General features: G+C 69.8%; 15 protein-coding genes and 3 tRNA genes. 7 read left to right on the forward strand and 11 right to left on the reverse strand.

What is annotated here, in order from left to right; genetic code table 11:
- Positions 1-143 precede the first annotated feature (143 nt).
- The 6 genes from ACWZJV_RS10895 to ACWZJV_RS10920 all read right to left on the reverse strand — a co-directional run bounded on the left by ACWZJV_RS10895 (position 144) and on the right by ACWZJV_RS10920 (position 5,365).
- Positions 144-812: a hypothetical protein gene (locus ACWZJV_RS10895; RefSeq protein ID WP_040755889.1), complete on the reverse strand. Its 669-nt coding sequence runs from the start codon at positions 810-812 to the stop codon at positions 144-146.
- 639 nt (positions 813-1,451) lie between these two features.
- A tRNA-Asp gene (locus tag ACWZJV_RS10900) sits at positions 1,452-1,525 on the reverse strand.
- A 76-nt stretch (positions 1,526-1,601) separates the two neighbouring features.
- Positions 1,602-3,395: a PGAP1-like alpha/beta domain-containing protein gene (locus ACWZJV_RS10905; protein WP_457181432.1), complete on the reverse strand. Its 1,794-nt coding sequence runs from the start codon at positions 3,393-3,395 to the stop codon at positions 1,602-1,604.
- Between the two features lie 35 nt (positions 3,396-3,430).
- The gene (locus tag ACWZJV_RS10910; protein WP_008360571.1) at positions 3,431-4,090 is read right to left on the reverse strand and encodes a response regulator; all 660 of its coding nucleotides are present in this window, start codon (positions 4,088-4,090) and stop codon (positions 3,431-3,433) included.
- Positions 4,063-5,184 (reverse strand): MacS family sensor histidine kinase, encoded by a 1,122-nt coding sequence (gene macS / locus ACWZJV_RS10915; protein ID WP_457181433.1) that lies wholly within the window; start codon positions 5,182-5,184, stop codon positions 4,063-4,065. Before macS ends, ACWZJV_RS10910 begins: the two co-directional genes overlap by 28 nt.
- Before the next feature lie 108 nt (positions 5,185-5,292).
- Positions 5,293-5,365: transfer RNA gene (locus tag ACWZJV_RS10920), tRNA-Glu, on the reverse strand.
- Positions 5,366-5,480: 115 nt separating this feature from the next.
- On the opposite strand from ACWZJV_RS10920, the gene ACWZJV_RS10925 reads away from it, so the two are divergent.
- From ACWZJV_RS10925 to ACWZJV_RS10935, 3 genes are all read left to right on the forward strand, one after another.
- Positions 5,481-5,554: transfer RNA gene (locus ACWZJV_RS10925), tRNA-Phe, on the forward strand.
- Between the two features lie 122 nt (positions 5,555-5,676).
- A complete protein-coding gene (locus tag ACWZJV_RS10930; RefSeq protein ID WP_457181434.1) occupies positions 5,677-9,105 on the forward strand; it encodes an SCO7613 C-terminal domain-containing membrane protein in 3,429 nt (1,142 codons plus the stop codon).
- A 50-nt stretch (positions 9,106-9,155) separates the two neighbouring features.
- Positions 9,156-10,463: a hypothetical protein gene (locus ACWZJV_RS10935; RefSeq protein WP_457181436.1), complete on the forward strand. Its 1,308-nt coding sequence runs from the start codon at positions 9,156-9,158 to the stop codon at positions 10,461-10,463.
- Positions 10,464-10,505: 42 nt separating this feature from the next.
- Here the strand turns inward: ACWZJV_RS10935 and ACWZJV_RS10940 are convergent, their stop codons facing one another.
- Positions 10,506-10,697, reverse strand: a complete 192-nt coding sequence (locus tag ACWZJV_RS10940) for a DUF3073 family protein (RefSeq protein WP_008360564.1) — start codon at positions 10,695-10,697, stop codon at positions 10,506-10,508.
- A gap of 288 nt (positions 10,698-10,985) precedes the next feature.
- Here ACWZJV_RS10940 and ACWZJV_RS10945 point away from each other — a divergent pair, with 288 nt between their 5' ends.
- A complete protein-coding gene (locus tag ACWZJV_RS10945; protein ID WP_457181437.1) occupies positions 10,986-13,118 on the forward strand; it encodes a PhoX family protein in 2,133 nt (710 codons plus the stop codon).
- A 124-nt stretch (positions 13,119-13,242) separates the two neighbouring features.
- Here the strand turns inward: ACWZJV_RS10945 and purM are convergent, their stop codons facing one another.
- Together purM and purF are read right to left on the reverse strand one after the other, a co-directional pair.
- A complete protein-coding gene (gene purM, locus ACWZJV_RS10950; RefSeq protein ID WP_457181438.1) occupies positions 13,243-14,304 on the reverse strand; it encodes a phosphoribosylformylglycinamidine cyclo-ligase in 1,062 nt (353 codons plus the stop codon).
- Positions 14,305-14,318: 14 nt separating this feature from the next.
- Positions 14,319-15,836, reverse strand: a complete 1,518-nt coding sequence (gene purF / locus ACWZJV_RS10955; RefSeq protein ID WP_040755887.1) for an amidophosphoribosyltransferase — start codon at positions 15,834-15,836, stop codon at positions 14,319-14,321.
- Positions 15,837-16,015: 179 nt separating this feature from the next.
- Here purF and ACWZJV_RS10960 point away from each other — a divergent pair, with 179 nt between their 5' ends.
- The 3 genes from ACWZJV_RS10960 to ACWZJV_RS10970 all read left to right on the forward strand — a co-directional run bounded on the left by ACWZJV_RS10960 (position 16,016) and on the right by ACWZJV_RS10970 (position 21,753).
- Entirely contained in the window at positions 16,016-17,905 is a 1,890-nt protein-coding gene (locus ACWZJV_RS10960) for a sensor histidine kinase (RefSeq protein ID WP_196872677.1), read from the forward strand.
- Between the two features lie 77 nt (positions 17,906-17,982).
- Positions 17,983-19,806 (forward strand): sensor histidine kinase, encoded by a 1,824-nt coding sequence (locus ACWZJV_RS10965; protein WP_040755884.1) that lies wholly within the window; start codon positions 17,983-17,985, stop codon positions 19,804-19,806.
- Between the two features lie 174 nt (positions 19,807-19,980).
- A complete protein-coding gene (locus ACWZJV_RS10970; protein ID WP_196872675.1) occupies positions 19,981-21,753 on the forward strand; it encodes a sensor histidine kinase in 1,773 nt (590 codons plus the stop codon).
- A gap of 13 nt (positions 21,754-21,766) precedes the next feature.
- Here the strand turns inward: ACWZJV_RS10970 and ACWZJV_RS10975 are convergent, their stop codons facing one another.
- A complete protein-coding gene (locus ACWZJV_RS10975; protein ID WP_457181115.1) occupies positions 21,767-22,741 on the reverse strand; it encodes an IS481 family transposase in 975 nt (324 codons plus the stop codon).
- A 107-nt stretch (positions 22,742-22,848) separates the two neighbouring features.
- Positions 22,849-24,195, reverse strand: a complete 1,347-nt coding sequence (locus ACWZJV_RS10980; RefSeq protein ID WP_457181439.1) for a M20/M25/M40 family metallo-hydrolase — start codon at positions 24,193-24,195, stop codon at positions 22,849-22,851.
- Positions 24,196-24,358 lie beyond the last annotated feature (163 nt).

Genomic DNA, 24,358 nt, shown 5'->3' on the forward strand with positions numbered 1-24,358 from the left:
TCGTCTTCCTCCGCTCCGTTCGTCGCTTCGCTCCTCACTGCGCTGCGTCCAGACGAGGGGCGCTCCAGCGCTGGTTGGATGTAGCGGTCGCACATGGCGAGAGCCCCAGCCTTTCGGCTGGGGCTCTCTTGTTGGTCGTTGGATCAGTCCTGCGGGTTGAAGAACAGGCCGAGGGCGACGGCCCAGACGACGTGCCACAGGTAGACACCCAGGACGGTGCCCCATCCGAGGTTGATCGAGAAGAAGCCCGGGTCGATGCCGATGACGTCCTCCGGGTGCAGGGCGGGGATCCACCAGCCGCAGGACGCGGTGGCGAGGAACATGCCCATGCCGAGCGAACGCGCGAGGTTGCTCGAGGTGGTGTGGGTCTTGCCGAGCCACGGGAAGATCACCAGCGCGTAGGCGAGCGCGAAGACCATGCCGTTGAAGTAGTGGAAGCCCATACCGGCGAACCACTGCGAGACGGCGAAGCCGGCCTCGTTGGCGGTCGCGTTCGGGGTCAGGATGACGCCGTTGAAGAACGCGAAGTCCAGCGGGCCCTCCATGATGCCGAGGCCGTAGATCCAGTAGCCGAACATCGTGGCCAGCTGGGTGGCGCCGAAGCCGGCGACGAGGGCACCGACGAGGCGGTTGTTGTTGACGAACTGCGGCCAGTGGGTACCGGTGGTCTGCGCCATCACGGCCGGCTGCTGGATCGCCGGCTCCTGGTACTGGGGCTGGGCCTGAGACTGCTGCGGACGCTGGTCCCACCCGAGGGCGGAGGGCTGCTGCTGCGGCGCGGCGGGGGTGCGGTAGGCACCGTTCGTCTGCATCCGTGACGCAAGCTCGTCCGCACTCGCCGCATGGGGCGGCCGATGCGGGTAGTACGACGACATGGTGGTGTTGCCTCCTGAATACCGAACGTCTTAGTCGTTCCCCCGTGCCATGCCGAGCTGCGACGTCGACACAAGCGGCAGAATCCTCTCACGAGAGGACAGCAGCCCGCACGTTACCGCTAAATCGGCTTATATCCCACAGGGTCGAACGGCCCGAGCCGGGGGGTGAGATCGGGGGATCTCTGGCCCGAGACTCCTACCGAAGCAGGACGACCACCCTCCCACGCTCGAGGCCCGTCGCGCTCGCCACAGCCCGGCGTGTCCCACCGTCCCGGAACAACACCCGACCCACAAGTCACAGCAACCGAAACAAGACCCTCCAGCCACACCCAGAGGAACAAAACACCCACAGCCGATCGAGCCAACGGCAACCGACCACCCGACCGATCCAACGAGCGACTCAAGCGAACGACCAACCCCGAGCAACCGAGGGGAACAGCCAAAGCCCCCACCATGCGATACATCGCCCCGAGCAACTAAGGGGTGCGGGGATATCCCCGCCGCGGCCGGAGGCCGCCATGTAAATCGAGAAACGACGTGGGCTGCTTTGCAGCCACACGTCGTCTTCGTTTCGAGCGACCCTGACGAGACTTGAACTCGCGACCTCCGCCGTGACAGGGCGGCGCGCTAACCAACTGCGCTACAGGGCCTTGTTGTTTCCGCTCTCTGCGGCAACGGGAAAAACATAGCCCATGGGTGCGGGGGATTCACAATCGGGGACGCGTCCTACTCCTCGAAGGGCTCCTCGCCCTTCGGTTCCTCGTCGGTGAGGCCCTCCACGAGACGGTTCTTGACCATGTACGCCATCGCCCGTTCGGCCGCGCGGGCCTTGCGTCGAAGGGCCTCGACACCTGGGGCCTTCTCGTCGCTGTAGGCCGCGAGCCGGGCGACCTCGCGCCCGGTCTGGCGCTGGATCTCCGACATCGCGAGCCACACCCCGAGGTCCTGCTCGAGGCCTTCGCGGGAGCGCAGGATGGCGGCGGTGAGGAGCTGGATGACGGTGACCTCGACGTCCTCGGCGGTGGACGAGCTGGAGACGAGGGTCGCGGCGATGGTGCCGGCACCGGTGGTGGTGATGGCACCGGCGGTGACGAGCCCGCCGACCATCCCGCCGGGTCCGAAGGCGGAGAGCGCGCCGACGATCGCCGCTCCGCCAGCCAGCCCGGCGGGTGCGGCCAGGGCGAGCCCGATCGGTCCGGCGACCAGCACGGCCGCACCGATCCCGATGCCGACCCACAGCTTCCACTGGTCGACCGGGTAGACGGCCTTGGACGCCGACTGCATCGCGATGTGCAGGTTCTCGCCGAGCCCGCCGCCGAGCCCCATCCAGACCGTCAGGTCGTGGAACGCCTGGCGACGTACGTCGTCGGGGACGTCGATCTCGTAGGGCCGCACAGGGTTGGCGGTCGCCAGCGCCACCAGGGCGAGGACGGCCTCCTCCTTGGAGAGCTGGGTCAGCGGCTTGGGACGGGGCAGGCTCTGGTCACTGGGAGCGTCCGGCGAGACACGCAGGTCGAGGAGCTGCTGCGGGATGCGTACGTCATCGGTCTGGTAGTTCTCGATGAGGCGCTCGAGCACCTCGTGCTGGACGACGCGGAGGGCGGCGCCGAAGCGCTCCTGGGTGGCGCCCTTGAGATGGTCGCGGACGAACTGGGCGTAGGCGAGCCACAGCGCCAGGCGCACCTCGAGGGAGTTCAGGGCGACGTCGGGGGTGCCCTCGACGACGGCGATCTCCTTGCCCAGTGAGCCGAACAGGCCGCGGCCGATCGCGGTGGCGACCGGCTTGGAGCGGAGATAGGTCGTGGTGCGGTGGTCGAGGCCGAGGCCGACCTGGAGGTCGAGCGCCCACGGGAAGTGGCGCCAGATGCCACGCAGGCCGGTGACCGCGTCGCCGTTGCTCCACACGTTGACCCACCAGCCGACGTGGTCGACCGGCGCCTTCATCTCCAGCCGGTCGGAGTCCTCGTGGAGGTTGGGGTGGGCGGCCGGGCTGCCGATCGTCACCAGGCCGGTGACCGTCAGCTTCGGCGGGAGCCGGCGGAGCAGGTCGATGGCGATGATCGAGCCGAGGCTGTGCCCGACGATGACGATCTCCCCCTGCTCGGGAAGCTCGTCGAGGACCATCCGCAGCGTACGGGCCCGGATCCCGGGCTTGGTCACGTAGTTGTGGGCCTGGCGGAGCACCCGCAGCACGATCGGCGCGAACGAGTCGGTGACCCCGACCGGCGAGGCGGGCACCGGCTCGCCGAGGATCGTCTCGAGCTCGGCGGTCGCGCGCTCGACCCGGCGGCGTACGATCCGCTGCTCCTCGGCGCTCAGCCTCGGGGCCGTGATCGGCGGGAGCTTGATGGTCCGGTCGCCGTCGTCGGTGCGGAGCACGTCGGGATACTTCGGCGCGATGACCTCGACCCCGTCGAGCCCGGGGTAGCCGACGTCCTGCAGCGCCTTGTCCAGCGCCCGGCGCCAGGCGTCGCGCGGGTCACCGTTGCCGACACCGTGAAGATAGAGAAGCGAGACCACCCCTGGATTCTCCCCCATGCCGGGCGGCGGACACGTCAGTCGTCGCCGTCGAGACCCTGCTCGATCGCGTAGCGGGTGAGCTCGACCCGGTTGTGCATCTGCAGCTTGCGCAGGGTGTTCTGTACGTGGTTCTGGACCGTGCGGTGGGAGAGGACGAGCCGGTCCGCGATCTGGCGATAGCTCAGCCCCTTGGCGACGAGCTTGAGGATCTCGGTCTCGCGGTCGGTGAGGGTCGGCTTGTCACCGCGCACCTCGGTGGCGGCGCTGTGCTGGAACTCGCCCAGGACCAGCCCGGCGAGGCCGGGGGTGAAGACCGGGTCGCCGGCGGCGACGCGCTCCACGGCATCCAGGAGCTCCTCGCGCGAGGCCGACTTGACCAGATAGCCCGTCGCGCCGGCCTTGACCGCGGCGAGGACGTCGTTCTGCTCGCCCGAGGCGGAGAGGATGAGGACCTTGGTCGCCGGATGGAGCGCGATCACCTCGGTGGTGACCTGGACGCCGTCGGGCTCGGGGATCTGCAGGTCGAGCACCACGACCTCCGGCCGGGTCGCGGCGAACCGGGTGATCGCCTCACGGCCGGTGCTGGCGGTGGCGACGACCTCGAACCCGGCGGTGGCCAGGTCGCGCTCGACCGCGTCACGCCACATCGGGTGGTCGTCGACGACCATCACCCTCGCGGCACTGTCAGTTCCCATTCCGTTCCCGTCCTTCCAGTGATGAGTTCGGCCGTGCCCCCGAGATCGAGGATCCGGCCACGGATCGAACCGACGATGCCGAGCCTTCCGTCCTGCTCCGCCTCCGCGACACGACCGTCGGGGATCCCCGGCCCCTCGTCGCGCACCGAGACCTCGACATGGTCGGGAAAGGCCTGCAGGAGCACCCAGGCACGGGCGTCCTCCCCGACATGACGGCGTACGTTGTCCAGGGCCGCACGGGTCGCGGCGACGATCTCCTCGGCCGGGTGGGCGGGCATCTCGACGGCGGTCGCGGGTCCGGACACGGTCACGGTGCCGGTCTCGAGCTCGGCCAGAGCAGCTGCCAGATCGGTCATCCCGACCGCCGGCCCGCGGCCGGGCTGCTCGCCCCGGATCAGCGTTCGGAGCTCTCGCTCCTGCTCCCCCGCCAGCCTGCCGAGCTCGGCGGCGTCACCGCCCAGCTCGCCACCTCGACGCTGGACGAGGGCGAGGACCTGGAGCACCCCGTCGTGGACCGCCCGGGCGAGCCGCGCGCGCTCCTCCGCCCGCGCCGCCGCACGCTGCGCCTCGTCGCGCTCGAGCGCCATCCGCTGCACCGACTCGCACATGTAGCCGACCACCGGGCCCCCGATGACCAGCAGGAACGCATTGCCGTAGATCGACTGGTCGATCTCCTGACGGAGGCCGAGGTCGACGGCCGCCAGCGCGACGCCGGCCAGCAGACCGCCGATCCAGCGGTAGTGGATCGCGCACGCGAGCAGCGCACCGCTCACCCAGAACCCCGGCACGCTCGCCTGGAACCCCGGGCTCTTCACCAGCGGGGTCACGAGGAGAAGCCCGAGCGCGATCGCCAGGTCGGCGCCGACGAGCACAGCCGTGCGGCGGCTCGGCGCTGCGTACGCCCAGACGACGAAGGCGGTCCAGCCGATCATCACGAGCGCGCAGATCAGCGCGGCCACGGGCGAGACGAAGTTGCCGGCCCGGTAGATCGTCAGCCCGACGGCGTTGACGAGCACGACCACGCGCAGCACCGCGAGAGCCCGGAACAGCCTGCTCTCGACCTCGATCGCCGCCGGCGACGTCCACGCACTCACAGTCCGAAGTGTCGCACCAACCTCGCGGCGTACGCCTTCGATATGAGTATCCGTACGGATACCGGCGGTGCGGCGCGAGATCCAGACTCGAACCGTGGAAAGACTGTGTACCCCCTACCGGATTCGAACCGGCGCTACCGCCGTGAAAGGGCGGGGTCCTGGGCCGCTAGACGAAGGGGGCCTGCCGGGACATCCTAGAGGCCTGCGTCCGGGGCCGCCAAAGCGAGGCCGTACGTCCGTCCGCGGGTCCCGATTCGGAACGTCGCGGTCGTTTCCGGTAATGTTTCACCTCGCTTGGGCAGGTAGCTCAGTTGGTACGAGCGATCGCCTGAAAAGTGATAGGTCGGCGGTTCGACCCCGCCCCTGCCCACAAGCAACAACCGGCTCCGACCAGCAGTTATCGGTCGGAGCCGGTTGTCATTTCGCCGCGCTGTCTCGTTGCTCTGCGTTTCCCGCACGCTCATCGGCGGAACTACGCAAGGATGGTTGGCTGTGAAGTACGCCGATCCTGGTCGCTGCCCCGACTGCCGGGAGGCCTTCGAGCCCGGCACCAGCCCCTGCCCGCACTGCGGGCTGCCGCTGGAGAACGCCGTCGCCCAAGAGCTCTACGGGACGCTGCTGCGAGCCGACGTACTCATGACCCGGCTGCGCTCCATCCGCGAGGAGGCGAGCCGGGCCGCGCGGCAGACCGTGCCGCCCGCACCCGCCCCGATGCCGCTCGCGCCGCCGCCGTCGGCACCTCCGCAGATCCAGCCCGAGCCCGTCGCCGTGCCGCTCGCCGACCCGGCCGCGAGCGCCGTCGCCGGGGCGGCCGCGTTCCCCGGTGCTCCCGTCGCACGGCGTGCGCCGATCACGGTGCCGCTGATCCTGGTCGGTGTCGGCGTGCTGTTCCTGCTGGTCGCGGGGGTCGTCTTCCTCGCCGTCGCGTGGGCCGCGATGGGCGTCGGCGGGCGCACCACGATGCTGCTCGTCTTCACCGCGCTGTTCACGATCGGCGGCGCGCTGCTGCTGCATCTCGAGCTGAGAGCCGGCACCGAAGGTGTCTGGACGCTGGCGCTGGGACTGATCGCCCTCGACATAGCCGGGATGAAGTACGCCGGCTGGCTCGGTGGAGTCGACTGGGACCGTGGCTTCCTGGTCATCGTCGGGATAGCCGTCTTCCTCGCGGGCACCGCGATGTCCCTGGTCGGCGCGCGCACCGAGAAGCTCGACTCGGTGATCGGACCACAGGTGGCGGCCGCCGCCGGCGTACTCACCGCCCTCATCGGTCTCGAGCTCATCTCCGACCTCATCTGGTTCCCGCTGGTCGCCGCGGTGATCGCCCTCGTCGTGGTGATCGTGGCGAGCAAGACCGACCTGCAGGCGCTGACGATCGGCGCGATGGTCGTGATGGCGGGCTTCTGGCTGATGCTGATGGTCCGCGGTCTGGCCGACCCGGCGCTGACCGGCTCCGAGCTGCTGCGTGGCGGCACCCTGCCGCTGCTGCTCGGCGCGGCCGCGGTGCTGACGATCGTGGCGCTGCTCTTCCCGCTGCCCAAGGACGCCAAGGTCGCGATGGTCGGGGTATCGCTCCTGATCGCGGCCTACACCTTCACCCAGCCTGCGCTCGACGACGGCGCGGTGACGCTGACCGTCGTGGCCGTGGTGGTCACGCTGATCGCCGCCGGGGCGCTCATGACGCTCCCCCGCCCGTGGCGCTGGTCGGCCGCCGCGTTGACGCCGTACGCCGTCGGCCTGGGCCTCACCGTCCTCGTCCTGGCGACCTCCGCCGCCGTCCGGCTCGCGGCGGTGCCCTGGACCGAGTCGGCGTTCTCGCCGGTCACCGGTCCGAGGCCGTTGCTGCCCGGTTGGCTGACGCTGCCGGCGATGCTCGCGATCCTCGCCCTCGGCACCGCCTGGTTCTACCGGTCCAACCCGCCCGCGTTCCGCAGCTACCGGGACACGGTCGGCTGGTTCATCTTCTCCGGTGGCGTCACCGGGTTCGCGATCACGGCCGCCTGCTACGCGGCGCCGCTGCTCGTCCCGGCCCTGCTGCTGCTCGGTGTCGCGGTCGCGCTGGCCTGGTGGGCGGAGCGCTGGCCACGGCTCCTCGCCGCCGGCATCTTCGGCCTGGTCGCGCTGGCCACGGCGCTGCCCAGCGATCTGCTGACCGTGGTCGTCGCGCTCGCTCTGGCAGGGGTGGCTGCGTACGCGGGTCAGGGTCTGGTCGGCGCCGACCGCGAGGTCACCGCCAGCTACTCGGTCGCGACGCTCACCCTCGGCCTGTGGTCGCTCGCGCCGCTGATCGACGTGGAGCGTCAGTGGGCCGCCTGCGCGATCGTCACGGTCCTCGGGCTGATCACGCTCTTCCGCTTCCGCGGCTCGGGCTGGTGGGCGGCCGTGGCGGGTGCCGCGATCTCGATCGGGATCGGCGCCGTCGACGTCACCTGGGCAGCGGTCATGCTGACCCTCGCCACCATCCTCGCCGCGGCGATCGGCCTGCACCACCGCCAGCCTCCCGCGCTGGCCGTCGCGGGCACCGTCGGCATCGGGGCGGCCACGGCCGCGGTCCTCTCCGGGGACGTGCCGGCTCTGGTCGTGACCGTCATCCTCACCGCCCTCGCCGTGCTCGTCGACCGGATGCAGTCCGGCACGACCAGGGAGGTCGCGACCGCCTACTGGATCCTCGCCCTGACCGCAGCCGTCTGGCAGGCGGCCCGGCTGGCCGACGTCGACCGCCCCTACACCGCGGTGGTGGTCGTCGTCGCGATGGGCGTCATCGTGCTGATCCGCCGCAGCCCGGCCATCGAGGCCGCGGCCGCCGCCGGCGCCGCCGTGTCGATCGGCCTGGGTGCCGTCGCCGACGGCTGGAGGGTGGACACCGACTGGCTGGCGATCCTGCTGCTGATCGCCGGGGTCATGTGCATCGCGTCGATCCTGCGTCACGACCCGCAGCAGTCCGGACCGCGGCTGACGATCGCCGGCCTGCTCGGCCTGGGCTCGCTCGGCGCCGCCTTCGGCAACGAGCTGCTCGCGCTGATCGTGGCGGGGGTGCTCACCGCCGCGGCGATCGCGGTCGACCGTCTCTCCCCGGAGCACCAGACCAAGGCGGTCACCGCTCCCTACTGGGTCATCACGCTGACCGCGTTCTGCTGGATGTTCGCCAACCTCAACGACATCGCGAAGCCGCACGCCGCCGCGGGGATCATCGTCATCCTGACCGTCGTCACGATCTTCCGGGTGCTGCCCTCGGTCGAGATCGCCGCCGCGGTGGCCGCGGTCGTCACGATCGTCGTCGGCACGGTCAGCCTCGGTCCGACGATCGTGCTGACCCCGGACGGGCCGGTCGCGGTCGGGTCGCGTGGTGTCGACCTCCCCTGGCTGAGCATCCTGCTGGTCCTGGCCGCTGCCGGCGTCTCGGCGCACGCGATCGCCCGCGCCGAGCGCCGTTGGCTCGGCTGGGTCGGCCTCTCGCTGGCCACCGTCGCGCTGTGGATCCGGCTGGTCGACACCTCGGTCGGGACCTGGGAGTCCTACACCCTGCCGCCCGCGATCGCGCTGATCGTCTTCGGCGTCGTCAGGCTGCGCCTCGACCGGGAGGTCGCCTCGCTGCCGGTCCTCGGACCCGGTGTCTTCCTGGCGCTGGTCCCGTCCGTCCCGGCGGCTCTCCAGGACCCGGTCTCGATGCGGACCGCGGTGCTCGGCATCGCGTGCCTGGCCTTCATCATCGGTGGCGCGTGGCTGCGCTGGGCCGCACCACTGATCGGTGGTGCCCTGGTCGCCTCCGTCCTGGCCCTGGCGCAGATGCCGTCGGCGGAGTCGCTGCAGCAGTGGTGGGTGCTCGGCGCGGCCGGGCTCCTGCTGCTCTTCCTCGGCATCACCTGGGAGGCGCGGCTCCATGACCTGCGGCGGGCCACCGCCTACGTCCGGGGGCTGCGTTAGGGCGGCCCCCGCCCTTGGCCGGTGCTCGCGCGCCCGGAAGACTGGAGCCGATGTTCCCCGAATTCAAGATCGTACGTCGCCAGCGCCCCGTCACGATCGCGGTCGCGTCCACCAGCTCATCCCGGCCCGCGGCCAACGCCGCGATCGAGGCGGCCTGTGACGGCCCGGTCTCGCTGAGCTTCACCTCGGGTGGGGACGTGCTCACCGGGAGCTACGACGGGCGGCGGGTCTCCTTGGAGGTGACGACCGGGTCGCGGCGTACGTCCCACGCGAGTCGGCGCCACGGCCGGGCCGGCCGCGGGGTCGACCGGTTCGCGCTGACCCTGACCGGGACGATGCTGACCGCGCTGACCTGTGCGGACGGCACCTGGGTGGCGAGGGCACGGGTCGACCTCTCCGAGGTCGGGATCGAGCCACGGGACGAGTCCTGGCTCGCCGACCTGGCCGCCGGCCACGAGGGTGCTGCCGAGGACGTGCGCACCGGCGCCTTCGGGCAGCTCGGCCTGCGCGACATCCGGGTCGTGACGTACGCCGACGGCTCGCCGTTCCACGACGTCGACGGCAGCGTCCTGCTCACCGCCACGAGTGCCGGACCGGGCTTCTTCCCCACGGCGCACACCTCGGTGTGGGCGCTGGACCCGGTGACGTACGACCTCGTCCACCGGGGCGCGCTGTACTTCCGCCGCGACGGGCTGGTCTACGGCGACCATGCGACCCACCTCGTAGGCGAGGGGGACGAGTGGCTGGTCGCGACGAGCACGTGGGCAGGCTTCAAAGCACCCGACAAGACGGACCCGAGCAAGCCGTGGAGCCCCGTCGGGGTCACCGTCGCCCGCTCCCGCGAGGACCTGACGCGGGGTGAGCACGTCCTCGACGCCACGCCGCTCGCGCTGCCCACCGACGGGGTCGGGGTCTGGGACCCGCACCTCGTCCGCCGTGACGGCGAGTGGCTGGTCGGCTACGTGAGCGCGAAGAAGTACTTCGACTTCCATCCCATGCTCGCCAGCGGGCCGAGCCTGGACGCGCTCAGCCTGCGGGCAGCACGGACCGACCGCACGGCCACCGAAGGCACCACGCTTGTCCCGCTGGGCGGCACAGTCGTCGTGGGCGCCAGCGACGGACGCGACAACCCGCGTCGCGTCCGTGCTCGCTACCCGATCTTCGACCTGGACCTCAACGAGGTCGCAGAGCTCCGCTCGGCGTACGTCTCCAACCTTCCGTGGCCCACCCTGATCCCGCTCGGGGAGGAGTGGTTGCACGTCGCCTTCGACGGCACGCCTCACGGCGGCCGGCTAACCGGCTACGGCACTCACGGGGAGGTTGTCCTGAGCCGATCGACACCGGGTCGATCGGTCTGAGGGTGGCGTCGGCCAAGGCGTCACCGCTTTGGCCGACCGACCCTAGTCGCGCGAGGATCCCGCGTCGTAGTCCGACCAGTCGTCGTAGTCGTCCGGCTGCTGATCGGACTTCTGACTGGTGTCGTCATCACCGTGAAGTTCGCGCGCAAGGGCCCCGAAGTCCGTCTCATAGGTCCGGTACTTCAGGTCGCGTGCGACCTTCGTCTGCTTGGCTTTCGCTCGGCCGCGCCCCATAGGGTCCAGCCCCCTCGTCGCACTTGGCCGGGATAGTCCCGGGCTGTTCACAGGTTTCTCGTAGAGACAACGCTACCGGTTCATCCCAAGAATCCGCACGCCGGGGTGTCGAAAATCCGTTCGCTGGGAGCGAATGTTACCGAGGTCACACGATTCCGGGCCTGGTGACTCGTCATCCCGCGTTCACCTCGGGGACAGATTGAGGGGCCGGACGGTTGTCCCGCCGCACATAGCCTCCCTTCCGATTCTTGGGAGACCTGACAAAAACGCGTCTTGAACGGAAATGCAGTGACCGAACTGAGCGACATCCAGACCGACACCGCCTGTCCCTCGTGCAGCAGCGACCAGGGTGCGCCCGCCGTCACGAACGGCCGCCGCACCATGCTGTCCCTGCTGCCCATGGCCGGCCACACGCGCGGCAAGCGCAGCGCCGTGACCTGCGCCCTCAAGTGCGACAGCGCTTGTGCCAAGCCGGCGCCGAACACCTCCGACAACGGCTACTTCCGTGACATCGCCGGCAAGGCCCTCAGCCGCCGTCACGCGCTCGGTCTCGCCGGCGCGGGTGCCGTGGCCCTCGCGGTCGGCAGCAGCGGCCTGGCCGCCGCTGCCAGCCCCCTCGAGGCGGCTCTCGCGGGACGAGGCCACGGCGGGCGTACGAACCTCCCGTTCAAGCCGATCACCCCGGTCGCGGCCACCGAGGACACCTTCGTGGTGCCGCAGGGCTACACCTGGGAGCCGATCATCCGCTGGGGCGACCCGATCCTGCCCGGCGGAGTCCCCTTCGACGTCAACAACCAGACCGCCGAGAAGCAGGCGCTCGCCTGGGGCTACAACAACGACTACACCGACGTCATCGTGACCAACAAGGCCGGCACCAAGGCCCTGCTGTGCTGCAACAACGAGTACGTCAACGCCAACATCATGTTCCCGCCGGGCCTCGACGCCACCGAGCAGCTCAAGATCGCGATGGCCGCCCACGGCTTCGGGATCGTCGAGCTCGAGCGCTCCGCGCCGGGCGAGAAGTGGACGTACGTCCCCTCCGCTCCGAAGAACCGGCGCATCACGGCCTCCACGCCGTTCAAGATCACCGGGCCCGCGGCCGGCAGCGACCTGCTCAAGACCGCTGCTGACCCGACCGGCACCGTGGCGCTCGGCACCATCGGAAACTGCTCCGGTGGCACCACGCCGTGGGGCACGATCCTGTCGGGCGAGGAGAACTTCAACGGCTACTTCCGCGCCACCGGCACCTCGGACCAGGAGAAGCGCTACGGCCTGGCCGACAAGGCCTCGACCTACGGCTGGGAGGCCATCGAGCCGCGCTTCGACGCGCGCTCGGCCGACTACGCCAACGAGCCGAACCGGTTCGGCTACATCGTCGAGATCGACCCGACCGACCCGACCTCGACGCCGCGCAAGCACACCATGCTCGGCCGTCTCAAGCACGAGGGCGCGAACATCGTCATCGCCGAGAACGGCAAGGTCGTGGCCTACACCGGCGACGACGAGCGCTTCGACTACCTCTACAAGTTCGTCTCCAAGGGGACGTACAGCCCCAGCAACCGGGCGAAGAACCTCCAGCTGCTGACCGAGGGCAGCCTCTACGTCGCCCGCTTCCACGGCGACTCCCCCGCGGCCGAGATCGACGGCACCGGCACGCTGCCGAGCGACGGGAAGTTCGACGGCTACGGCCAGTGGATCCCGCTCGTGGTCAACGGCCGCAGCAAGGTCTCCGGGATGAGCGTCGAGGAGGTCCTCGTCTACACGCGCCTGGCCGCCGACAAGGCCGGCGCCACCAAGATGGACCGCTGCGAGGATGTCCAGCCCTCGCCGAAGACCGGCAAGGTGTACGTCGCCTGCACCAACAACTCCCAGCGCGGCACCACGGGCAAGGCCCCGGCCGACGAGCCCAACCCGCGCAACACCAACCGCGACGGTCACGTCATCGAGATCACCGAGGACGACGGCGACCACACCTCGCGCGTCTTCCGGTGGAACCTCGTGATCGTCGCCGGTGACCCGGCGACCAACGCGTCGACCTACTTCGCGGGCTACCCGAAGGACAAGGTCTCGCCGATCTCCTGCCCGGACAACCTGGCCTTCGACTCCCAGGGCAACCTGTGGATCTCCACCGACGGCCAGCCGAGCTCGATCCAGAAGAACGACGGGCTGTTCAAGGTCCCGCTCGAGGGCCCCGAGCGCGGCCACGTCCAGCAGTTCCTCGCCGTCCCCCGCGACGCCGAGACCTGCGGCCCGGTCATCCACGACCGCGACGGCTCGGTGTTCGTCGCCGTCCAGCACCCGGGCGAGGAGGGGACCTGGGAGGCTCCGAACTCCCGCTTCCCCGACTACGTCGAGGGCACTGCCGGTGAGGGCGAGTTCGCCGGCCCGCGGCCGTCCGTGGTGCAGGTGCGCAAGAAGTAGTCCGCCGGTCGAGCCGCCGGAGCCGTTAGGCGAAGGCGTGTCGAGACCAACACAGTCGCATACGAACTGTGTTGGTCTCGACACCGGCTCGCTGGCGCTCGCCGGGCTCGACCAGCGAGGCTGGTCACCAGCCCGCGTACGCCCCGGTGAGCTCGACCTTGCCGCCGGGAGTCGCGGTGACCTCACCGGCGGCCCAGGCGCGGATGTCGTAGCCGGCGAGGATGCGGACGGCCTCGTCGACGTCCTCGGGATCGATCAGGGCGACCATGCCGACGCCGCAGTTGAGGGTCATCTCCAGGTCCTCCAGGGCCACGTCGCCGGTGCGGCGGACGAGGTCGAAGACCGGCGCCGGGGTCCAGGTGGTGCGGTCGATGCGCGCGGAGAGCTCCGCGGGCATGACCCGCTCCAGGTTGGCGGCGAGGCCGCCGCCGGTGACGTGGGACATGGCGTGGGTCCGGGTGCCACGGGCCAGCTCGAGGCAGGCCTTGGCGTAGACGCGGGTCGGGGTGAGGAGCTCCTCACCGAGCGTGCGGCCGAACTCGGAGACCTGCGCGTCGAGCGTGTAGGCGCCGGAGTTGAGCAGCACGTGGCGTACGAGGGAGTAGCCGTTGGAGTGCAGGCCGGAGGCCTCCATCGCGAGGACGACGTCGCCCGCCTTCACCTGGTTCGCACCGAGCAGGTTGTCCGCCTCGACGACGCCCGTGGCCGCGCCGGCCACGTCGTACTCGTCGGCGGCCAGCAGCCCCGGGTGCTCGGCGGTCTCGCCGCCGACCAGCGCGCAGCCGGCCTCGACACAGGCCTCCGCGATGCCCTTGACGATCGCGGCGACCCGCTCCGGGACGACCTTCCCGGTGGCGATGTAGTCGGTCATGAACAGCGGCTCGGCGCCGCAGACGACGAGGTCGTCGACGACCATGCCGACCAGGTCGAAGCCGATCGTGTCGTGCTTGTCCAGCGCCTGCGCGATCGCGACCTTGGTGCCGACGCCGTCGGTGGAGGTGGCCAGCAGCGGGCGCTCGTAACCCTTGAGGGCGGAGGCGTCGAAGAGACCGGCGAAGCCGCCGACCCCGCCGAGCACCTCGGGCCGACGGGACTTCTCGATCCAGACCTTCATCAGATCCACGGCGCGGTCACCGGCATGGATGTCGACACCTGCTGCGGCGTACGCGTTCTGGCTCTGGGTCACGTCAAGATCTCCGATCACGGGTTGTTCAGGACCGGCAGGGCCTTGCCCTCGGTCGGGGACTGCAGCGAGACCTCGAGGAGGTGCTTGCCGAGCATGCTCTCGTCGGGCAGCTCTACGGGGTATTCGCCGGTGAAGCAGGCCGTGCAGAGCGCGCTGCGCTCCTGGCGGGTCGCCGAGATCATCCCGTCGAGGGAGATGTATCCGAGCGAGTCCGCACCGACCGAGGCGGCGATCTCGTCGACGGAGAGGCCGTTGGCGATCAGCTCGGCGCGGGTGGCGAAGTCGATGCCGTAGAAGCACGGCCACTTCACGGGCGGGCTCGAGATCCGCACGTGGACCTCCAGGGCGCCGGCCTCGCGCAGCATCCGCACCTGGGCACGCTGGGTGTTGCCGCGGACGATCGAGTCGTCGACCACGACGACCTTCTTGCCACGCACCATGTGCTCGAGCACGTTGAGCTTGAGCCGGATGCCGAGCTGGCGCAGGGTCTGCGAGGGCTGGATGAAGGTGCGCCCCACGTAGCCGTTCTTCACGAACGCCTGCCCGAACGGCAGGCCGCTCTCCAGGGCGTAGCCGGTCGCGGCCGGGATGCCGGACTCGGGCACCGGGATGACCAGGTCGGCGTCGACCGGGAACTCCCGGGCCAGCTCACGGCCCATCTCGACGCGGGACTCGTGGACGTTGCGGCCGGCGATGTTGGCGTCGGGGCGGGCCAGGTAGACGTACTCGAAGACGCAGCCCTTGCGGTCGGTCTCGGCGAACCGCACCGAGCGCAGACCCGACTCGTCGATGATGATCATCTCGCCGGGCTCGACCTCACGGACCACGCTCGCGCCGACGGTGGCCAGGGCGGCGTCCTCGGACGCGATCACCCAGCCGCGGTCGAGACGGCCCAGCACCAGCGGGCGGATCCCCTGGGGGTCACGCGCGGCGAAGAGGGTGTCCTCGTTCATCCACACCAGCGAGAAGGCGCCGCGGATCGTCGGCAGCACCTCCAGCGCGCGCGCCTCCAGCGAGGAGTCGGGGTGGTAGGCGAGCAGCTCGGTCAGCAGCGACGTGTCGTTGGTCGACACCGGGGCGTGGCGGCCCTCGGAGTGCTCCGGGAGCGCCTCGACGGCCGAACGCATCTCGGCGACGTTGATCAGGTTGCCGTTGTGGCCCAGCGCGACGGAGCCGTCCGGCGTGGGCTTGAAGATCGGCTGCGCGTTCTCCCACACCGAGGCACCGGTGGTGGAGTAGCGGGCGTGGCCGATGGCGACATGGCCCTTGAGCGACTCGAGGGTCGGCTCGTCGAAGACCTGCGAGACCAGGCCCATGTCCTTGTAGACGAGGATCTGGCGTCCGTTGCTGACCGCGATGCCCGCCGACTCCTGGCCACGGTGCTGCAGCGCGTACAGGCCGAAGTACGTCAGCTTCGCGACGTCCTCGCCCGGCGCCCACACACCGAAGACCCCGCAGTGGTCCTGAGGACCCTGGTCGTGGGGGTCGAGGGCGGCGGTGAGCCGGCCGTCGCCACCCTTGCGTCGGGACACGTGCCTACCTGAGCTGGTGAGGTTGACCACGGCATCGAGTGTAAGGCCGCACTCTGGCGATCAACGAACCCTTGACCGTCCTGTAAGAGTGGTCACATGAACGTCTCGGGATCATGATTGCAAAGAACTCTCCACGTCTGCCCTACCGCCCGGGACGGTCTTCCCGGATAATCGCCCCGATGACTTCTTCAGCGCCCCCGCCCGCCGGTGGTCACCGACTGACGGTGCCACCGGGCTTCGCCCCACCACCGTTGGGCGGGAAACGCGCCAGGAGCGACCTCACCACGACGATGACGACGATCACCACCGATCTCGCCGAGCTCGGGGGGCTGCTCACCCCTGGTGAGGACCTCTCCGACCTCCAGCTGATCGCCGACAGCCTGACCGCGCTGGCGGGCTTCGAGATGGCCACCATCAGCGTCGCCCGTGCCGATGGCCACCTCCACATGGTGGTGGTCTCCGGGCAGGAGTCCGCGCGCGCCGACCTGCTGGGCACCGTCACCCCGATCGAACGGCTCGAGGCCGAGCTCGCCCGCGCCGACGACTGGGGCATCTTCAAGTTCGTGCCGGCGGAGCGGCTGGACCCGACCGCCGACGTCTACGGCTGGATCCCGTCGATGAAGCCGATCAACGCTGCCGGCGCCTGGAACCCGCTCGACCTGCTGGTCGCACCGCTGCGCGATGACGCCGGCAAGCTCCGCGGGACCCTGATCGTCGACGTACCGACCGACGGGCTGCGGCCCAACCGGGAGAAGCGCGCCGTGCTCGGCCGCCACGCGGTGCAGGCGCAGCGCGCGATCCTGCTCGCCCTGGAGCGCGAGGAGCTCTCCGAGCAGGTACGCCTCGCGGAGGCCGCCCGCGACGTGATCCGCCGCGCCGGGCGCGAGCTCGACCCCGACGAGATCCTCAACTCGCTGAGCACCGGGCTGGTCGACGTCCTCGACCTGACCGACTTCTGGCTCCACATGTCCAAGCCAGGTGGCCGGGGCATCCGCACCAAGGTCTACCGGGAGGACTTCAAGCTCCCGATCGGCGACCTGACCAGCCCGTTCATGGTCGACTACGGGCAATACCTGTGGGACCAGCGCAGCATCACCGTCCAGACCCCTGATGGCGCCGAGCGGCTGCCCCACCCCGACCCGGAGGCGCAGCAGCGGATCACCGAGTGGATCCGCCACTACAAGGTCGGCTCGATCGTCGGGGTCCCGATCGGCTCCGGCCAGACGTGGTACGGCGCGATGCTCCTCGGCCGTGGTCCCGACAAGCCGCACTGGAGCGAGCTCGAGCTGATCACCGCTGCCGACCTAGGCCGCGACTTCGGCCGTGTGGTCCACAACTCCCGGGCCTACCTGCGCCAGAAGGCGGCCGTCGACTCCCTGCGTGAGCTCGAGGCCCACAAGAGCCGGCTGATCGCGACGGTCGCCCACGAGCTGAAGAACCCTCTGTCCGCCTTCCGGTGGAACATCGAGTCGCTGCCCTACGCGGAGTCCGAGGAGGAGTACGCCGAGGTGCTGACCGCGCTCACGCGCAACCGCGACCGCACCGAGAAGATCGTGGCCGACCTCGCGATGCTGTCGAAGGTCTCCGACCCCGACCATCTTCCGGCGACGGTGCCGATCCAGGTCGCGCGCGTGCTCGAGGAGATCTACAGCCAGCTCAGCGCCGAGATGCCCACCAGCGACGCCCACGAGCTCGTCTTCGAGATGCCCCCCGACGACGTCCATGTGAGCCTGGCTCCGGGCGACCTGGACCGGGTTGTGATCAACCTGGTGACCAACGCGATCAAATACAGCCCAGAGGGCGGTCAGGTCATCGTGAGCACGCGCACCAGCCCCGGCTGGTTCGAGCTCCGGGTGACCGACCACGGCCTCGGGATCTCGCCGGAGGACCAGGACCGCCTCTTCACCGAGTTCTTCCGTTCGACCAACCCGACAGCGCTCAAACAGCCGGGCACCGGCCTCGGTCTGACCATCGTGTCGCGGATCGTCAGCCGTCGTGGCGGACTGATATCGGTCGACTCCACCCCTGGCGTGGGAAGCACATTCCGTGTGACGCTGCCCATTGTTTAACCTTACGCCCCGGGAACGGGTTGCATTTTCATCTCGGCGGAGAACTCATGACCAGTACGCCCTCAGAGGGTCCGGACGTGCCAGACGGCGCCTCCGAGGCGTACCCGACCCCGGACCCCGGTCTGCAGCTGATCGCGGAGGGCGTCACCGAGCTCGTCGGCTTCGGCGCCGCGGTCATCAACATCCGGCGAGGTGACGAGTTCGAGATAGTCGCCGCGTACGGTGACGAGACCGGCCACACGGTCGAGGGCGAGATGACCGTCGCCGAGATGCTCGGCACCCGGTTCCCGGTCTCGGTCGTCACCGACCTGCTGGACATGTCCGAGGACTGGGGCGACATCAAGTTCGTCCCGCACGAGAAGAACACCATCGGCGAGGCGGAGGGCTACTGGGTCCCCGACACCGACGAGGACATCCTGAAGGACCCGCAGGACTGGCACCAGCTCGACGAGCTCCTGGCTCCGTTCTACGACGAGAACGGCGAGCTCGTCGGCGTACTCTCCATCGACCGCCCGACCAACGGCCGCAGGCCCGGCCGGCGGCAGCAGCGGATCCTCAACCGGTTCGCCCGCCAGGCCCGGCGGGCGGTGCTGCTGACGCTGCAGCGCGAATACCTCGAGGAGCGGGCCAACAACCTGCTCGAGGCCCAGAGCTTCCTGCGCGAGGCCAACTCCCAGCTCGGTCTCACCGGGGTGCTCGAGGCCACCCAGGAGGCGATGAGCCGAGGTCTCGACGCCGACGGTCTCTACGTGCAGGCCCAGGACGGGGAGGGCGGGTCCGTGGTCTACTCCTCCCCCGGACTCGGTTGGAACGCCGGCGACAGCAACAACGTCGCCGCCGGGCAGGCCTACCAGGCCCACCAGGCCACCCGGCTGTGGAACGAGGGCCAGCACGCCATCGTCAACCGCGACCTGCTTCTCCATGCTCAGCACCACGGTGATGCCGAGCGGAGGAAGTTCGCCCGGATCGGCATCGAGTTCCTCGACGCGGTCGGGGCCGACTCGCTCCTGGTCGTGCCGATCGGCGTGGAGACGACGGCGCTGGGTCACCTCGTGCTGGTGCGCGGCGCCGGCCGCCCCCTCTGGACCGACGCCGAGGGACGCCTCGCGATGGAGTTCGGACGCGACTTCGGTCGCATCGTGCTGACCTCCAACGCCTACACCCAGGAGCGCGACCTCGCCCAGCGGCTCGCCACGGCCGACAAGGTGCACAGCCGGCTCATCGAGTCCGTCGCACAGGAGCTGCACAACCCGCTCACCGCCCTCACCACGGGCATCGACGCCCTGCGCCACGAGGACCGCGGCTCGACCACCTGGTTCCAGCAGGTCGGCAACCTGATCAGCCGGTCCGACCAGCTGGTCGCCATGGTCGACGACCTGCTCCTGTTCTCCCGCTTCTCCGACCCCGCCTCGCGGCCGACCCTGACCTACGTCGATCTGGCACCTCTGCTGCGCGAGATCTTCGAGCAGAGGACGTACGAGTCGGAGAAGCGTGGCATCGAGGTGAGCCTCGACGTGCCCTCCCACAGCGTCGAGGTGCTGTGCGACCGCAGCGAGATCAAGGCGGCGATCCTGCGCCTGGTCGACAACGCCCTGGTCTACACGCACCGTGGCGGCCACGTACGCCTCTACATCGTGGAGAGCGCGAGCGAGGCGGCGATCTCGGTGACCGACAACGGCGTCGGCATCCCCGCGGCCGAGCAGCTGCAGGTCTTCACCGAGTTCTACCGCGGGACCAGCCAGGCGATCGGCGGCCGGAAGGGCGTCGGGCTCGGGCTCAGCATCGTCGACCGGGTCGCGCGCCGCCACGACGGCCGGGTGACGCTGCGCTCGGAGCCCGGCACCGGCACCCGCGTCTCGCTGGTCCTTCCGTTGGCCAACGGCGCGACCTCGTTCGGTTAACCGAACGTCACAATTTGGGTCGAGACGGCCGTCTACGCCTGCACAAGGCGTGCGTTTCGTGCAACACTCCGTGGTGCCCAGGTCCTCAGGACTGCCACGCCGTTGCAACATCCGCCCTGACCGACCTACCTGAGAGCAAGGATGCCCCCACCACAGTCAGTCGATGCCCTCGACGTGCCATCGAGCACGCCGGGCAAGACGTCGCTGCCGGTGGTCGACCCTGCTCTCCAGATGATCGCCGAGGGCATCTGCGAGCTGCTCGGCTTCGGCATCGCCGCGATCAACGTGGTCCGCGGCGACCAGGTCGAGATGGTCGCCATCCACGGCTTCACCAGCGGCCTCAACGCAGCACACGGGCGGCGGGAGACCGCTGAGGAGGTCCTCGGTGCCCGATGGCCACTCTCGGAGGTGGAGGTCAACCTCTCCCGCGGCGAGAACTGGGGCGCCTGGCGGTTCATTCCTCATGACCGGGTGAACCTTCACGAGGGCAGCTGGGTCTCCACCACCAACATGATCGACGCCCCCGACGCCTGGCACCCCCACGACATGCTGCTCGCACCGATCTACGGCGACGACGGCTCCCTCCAGGGTTGCCTCTCGATCGACATGCCGGTCAGTGGCCGCCGGCCCGACTTCACGCAGCGCCGGGTGCTCAACCGGTTCGCGAAGCGCGCTCGGCGGGTGGTGCTCGGCTACCTCGAGCGCGAGCGGCTCTACGAGCGCGCCGCGAACCTGGAGACCGCGAAGGAGTTCCTGCGCGACGCCAGCTCCAAGCTCAGCCTCGCCGACGTGCTCGACACCAGCCACGACGCGCTGATCCGCGGCCTGGGTGCCGACGGCATCTGGATGGCGACCAAGGGCCCCCACCGGGAGATGATCGTGCACGCCACCCCGGGCCTCAACTGGGACCCGGATCCGGGCCTGGCCGCGCTCACCTCGCGCAACACCTCCCGCTACTGGGCGGAGGGCACCTACTCGATCATGTGCCGTGATCGGATCAACAACTCCGCGGAGTGGAACGAGCAGGCCGCGGTGGCCGACAAGTTCTTCGAGACCCTGGGAGCGGAGAGCGCTCTGGTGGTGCCGGTCGGCGCCGACCACGAATGGCTGGGCCACATCGTCCTGCTCCGCTCGCCCGGGCGGCCCATCTGGACCGACGCCGAGGGCCGACTGGCGATGGAGCTCGGCCGTGACTTCGGGCGCATCGTGCTCACCGCCAACGCCTACACCCAGGAGCGAGACCTCGCCCGCCAGCTCGCCGACGCCGACCGCGAGCGCAACCAGCTGATCGAGGCCGTCGCCCGCGAGCTCCGGATCCCCGTCAACGCCCTGGGCACCTCGCTCAACGCGCTGAGCGCCGAGCAGCCGAACACGCTGCCGTGGATCGTCCAGGTCGAGACGCTCACCGTACGCAGCGCCCAGATCGAGGGCATCGTCAGCGACCTCCTGCTGCTCTCCCGGATCCGCGACCCAGCGAACGCGCCCGGCGAGACCACGATCGAGGTCTCCGAGATGCTCGACGACGTGCTCGACGAGCTCGATCCCGAGGCCGCTCAGAAGGACATCGAGTGTGTCCTGACGACACCGACCGGTCCTGCGTACGTCGTCGGTGACCCGCGCGAGCTGCGGGCAGCCTTCCTCCACCTGGTGAAGAACGCGCTGACCTACAGCTACCGGGGATCGCGGGTGCAGGTGATGCTCTACAGCGCCGGCAACGAGGTCACGATCATCGTCGCCGACACCGGAGTCGGCATCGCCGCCGAGGAGCTGTCCGAGGTCTACAAGCCGTTCTTCCGAGGCACCAACTCCGCGCTCGGTGGTTCGCGCGGAGCTGGGCTCGGGCTGACCCTGGTCGACCAGATCGTCACCCGCCACCACGGGGCGCTCGAGATCGCCTCACCCCCAGGTGCGGGCACCCAGGTGGCAGTGACGCTGTTCGGCGTCTAGATGTACTCGGCCGTCACGTTGGTGACAGTCGGCTGATCGGCGGGAGTCCTGTGAGTGCGCTGTGGCGTCGGGTGGTGTTGTAGCGCTCGAGCCATGGCGCAAGCGCTGCTGTTCGGTCGGTGTTGGTGAGGTAGACCTGGCGGTAGGCCCATTCGGTGGCCAGGGTGCGGTTGTATCGCTCGACCTTGCCGTTCTGCCAGGGACAGTGGGGCTTGATGAACTTGTGCTTGGCTCCCAGCGTGGTGATCGCCTCGGCTACGTCGTTGGATCTGCGGTAGGAGAAGTGGTTGTCGGTGATGACACGCTCGATGCGGGTGATGCCGTGGGCCGCGAAGTAGTCGGCGGCGCGCAGGATGAACCCGGCACAGGTGTGGCCCTTCTCGTCGGGAAGGATCTCGGAGTAGGCCATCCGGGAGTGGTCATCGACCATCGAGTGCACGTAGTCGTAGCCGATCCGGGCTCGTTTCTGTGCGCCGCTCTGGCCCCTTTCTCGGCCGTGGGCCTTCCAGCCGCCGCCGTCGGGGATCTTGCCGATCTTCTTGACGTCGACATGGACCAGCTCACCGGGGCGGTCGCGTTCGTAGCGCACCGCGGTGGTCTTCGAGGCCCGGATGACCTCGCCGGTCAGCGGGTCACACTCACGCAGGTAGGGGACCCGGTGGCGGCGTAGGACCCGGCCCACGGTCCGTGCGGGGACACCGAGTTCGGGTCCGAGCCAGTCCTGGCCGCGGCGCTCTTGGTGGCGCTTGGCCACGATCGCTTCCTCGACCACGGCTGGTGTCTGGGTCGGGCAATGGCGCGGGCGCGAAGACCGGTCGTGTAGGCCGGCTTCGCCTTCGGCACGGAACCGGTTGATCCAGCGGTGGGCACACTGGCGGGAGACACCTTGGGCCTTGGCCGCGTGTGCGACGGTCCAGTCGTCCTCGCAGACTCGCTGGACCAAGAGTTGCCGACCACGAAAGTTCAGCCGGGCATTACGGTGGGACACGAAGACCTCCGGATGGTGGATGACCTAGACAGCAACCACCGCACCCGGAGGTCTTCGCTCCGTCAACGACCAACCCGGAGTGTCACCAACCTCCTGGCCGAGTACATCTAGACGCCCAGCTTCTGGAGCAGCAGCGCCTCGGCGACGACGACCTTCTTGAACTCGGCGAGGTGGAGACCCTCGTTGGCGCCGTGTGCCCGGGTGTCCGGGTCCTCGACGCCCGTGACCAGCACGCTGGCCTGCGGGAACGCCTCGAGGAACTCGGCGATGAACGGGATCGAGCCGCCCACACCCATGTCGATCGGAGCGGTGCCGTCCCAGGCCTCGGTGAAGGCGGCGCGGGCCGCGTCGTAGGCCGGACCGGTGGTGTCCAGGGCGATCGGCTCACCGGTGTCGACGACCTTGGTGGTCAGCTCGGCGCCCCACGGGACGTGCTTCTCCAGGTGCTGGGTGAGCGCGGCGACGGCGTTCTCGCCGGAGTCGCCGGGGGCGAGCCGGATGGTGACCTTGGCGCGCGCGCTCGGGGACAGCGTGTTGGAGGCGCCGTCGACCTTGGGGGCGTCCAGGCCGGTGATGGTGATCGCCGGCTGCGTCCACATCCGCTCGACGGCGCTGCCCTTGCCGACCCACTGCAGGCCGGCGATGGCCCCGGACTCGGCACGGAGCCGCTCCTCGGGGTAGTCGACGTCGGCCGCCGGGCCGGAGACGAGCCCCTCGACCGCGGGAGCGCCGTCCTCGTCCCAGAGGGTGTTGAGGAGGCGTACGAGAGCCATGATCGCGTCGGGAGCCAGACCGCCCCACATGCCGGAGTGCACCGCGTGGCCCAGGGTGCGGAGCTCGACGTCGACGCGGATGAGACCGCGCAGCGACGTGGTCAGCGCCGGGACGCCGATGTCCCAGTTGCCGGAGTCGGCGATGACGATGACGTCGGCCTTCAGCTTGTCCTGGTACTTCCCGAGCAGCTCGGGCAGGGTCGCGGAGGCGACCTCCTCCTCGCCCTCGATGAAGAGGCGGACGGTGACGGGCAGTTCGTCGCCGAGGGCGCGGATCGCGCCGATGTGGGCAGCGATGCCCGCCTTGTCGTCGGCCGCACCGCGCCCGTAGAGGCGGTCGCCGACCTCGGTCGGCTCGAACGGCGGGGTGTCCCAGTCGGCGTGGTCGTTCTCGGGCTGGACGTCGTGGTGGGCGTAGAGCAGCACCGTCGGGGCGCCCTCGGGACCCTTCTTCTCACCGACGATCGCCGGCGGGGCGCCGTCGAAGGCGCGCACGATCTCCACCTCGAAGCCCTCGGCCGCGAAGAGGTCCCGCGTCTTCTCCGCGCTCTTCTCGACCTCGCTCAGCCGCTCCGGGTCAGCGCTCACGGACTCGATCCGCACCAGGTCCTCGAGGTCCTTGCGGATCCCGGGGAAGAGCTCGTCTACACGGGTCTTGATGTCTTCGGTGGAGAGGGTCATAGGGTGAGATTACAAGTAGGCCGTCGCCGCTCAGGTTCGCGGTCCGGTGGCGTTCCGGTGCGTAGCCGGCAAGGCGGAGGAGGGAGGCGGCCCGGTGTTGGCCGTCGACCGACGACAACGCCGCCGGGTGCGTGCCGGGGCGTCGCCGGGGCCGAACCTCAGT

Source organism: Nocardioides sp. WG-D5 (assembly GCF_054031175.1).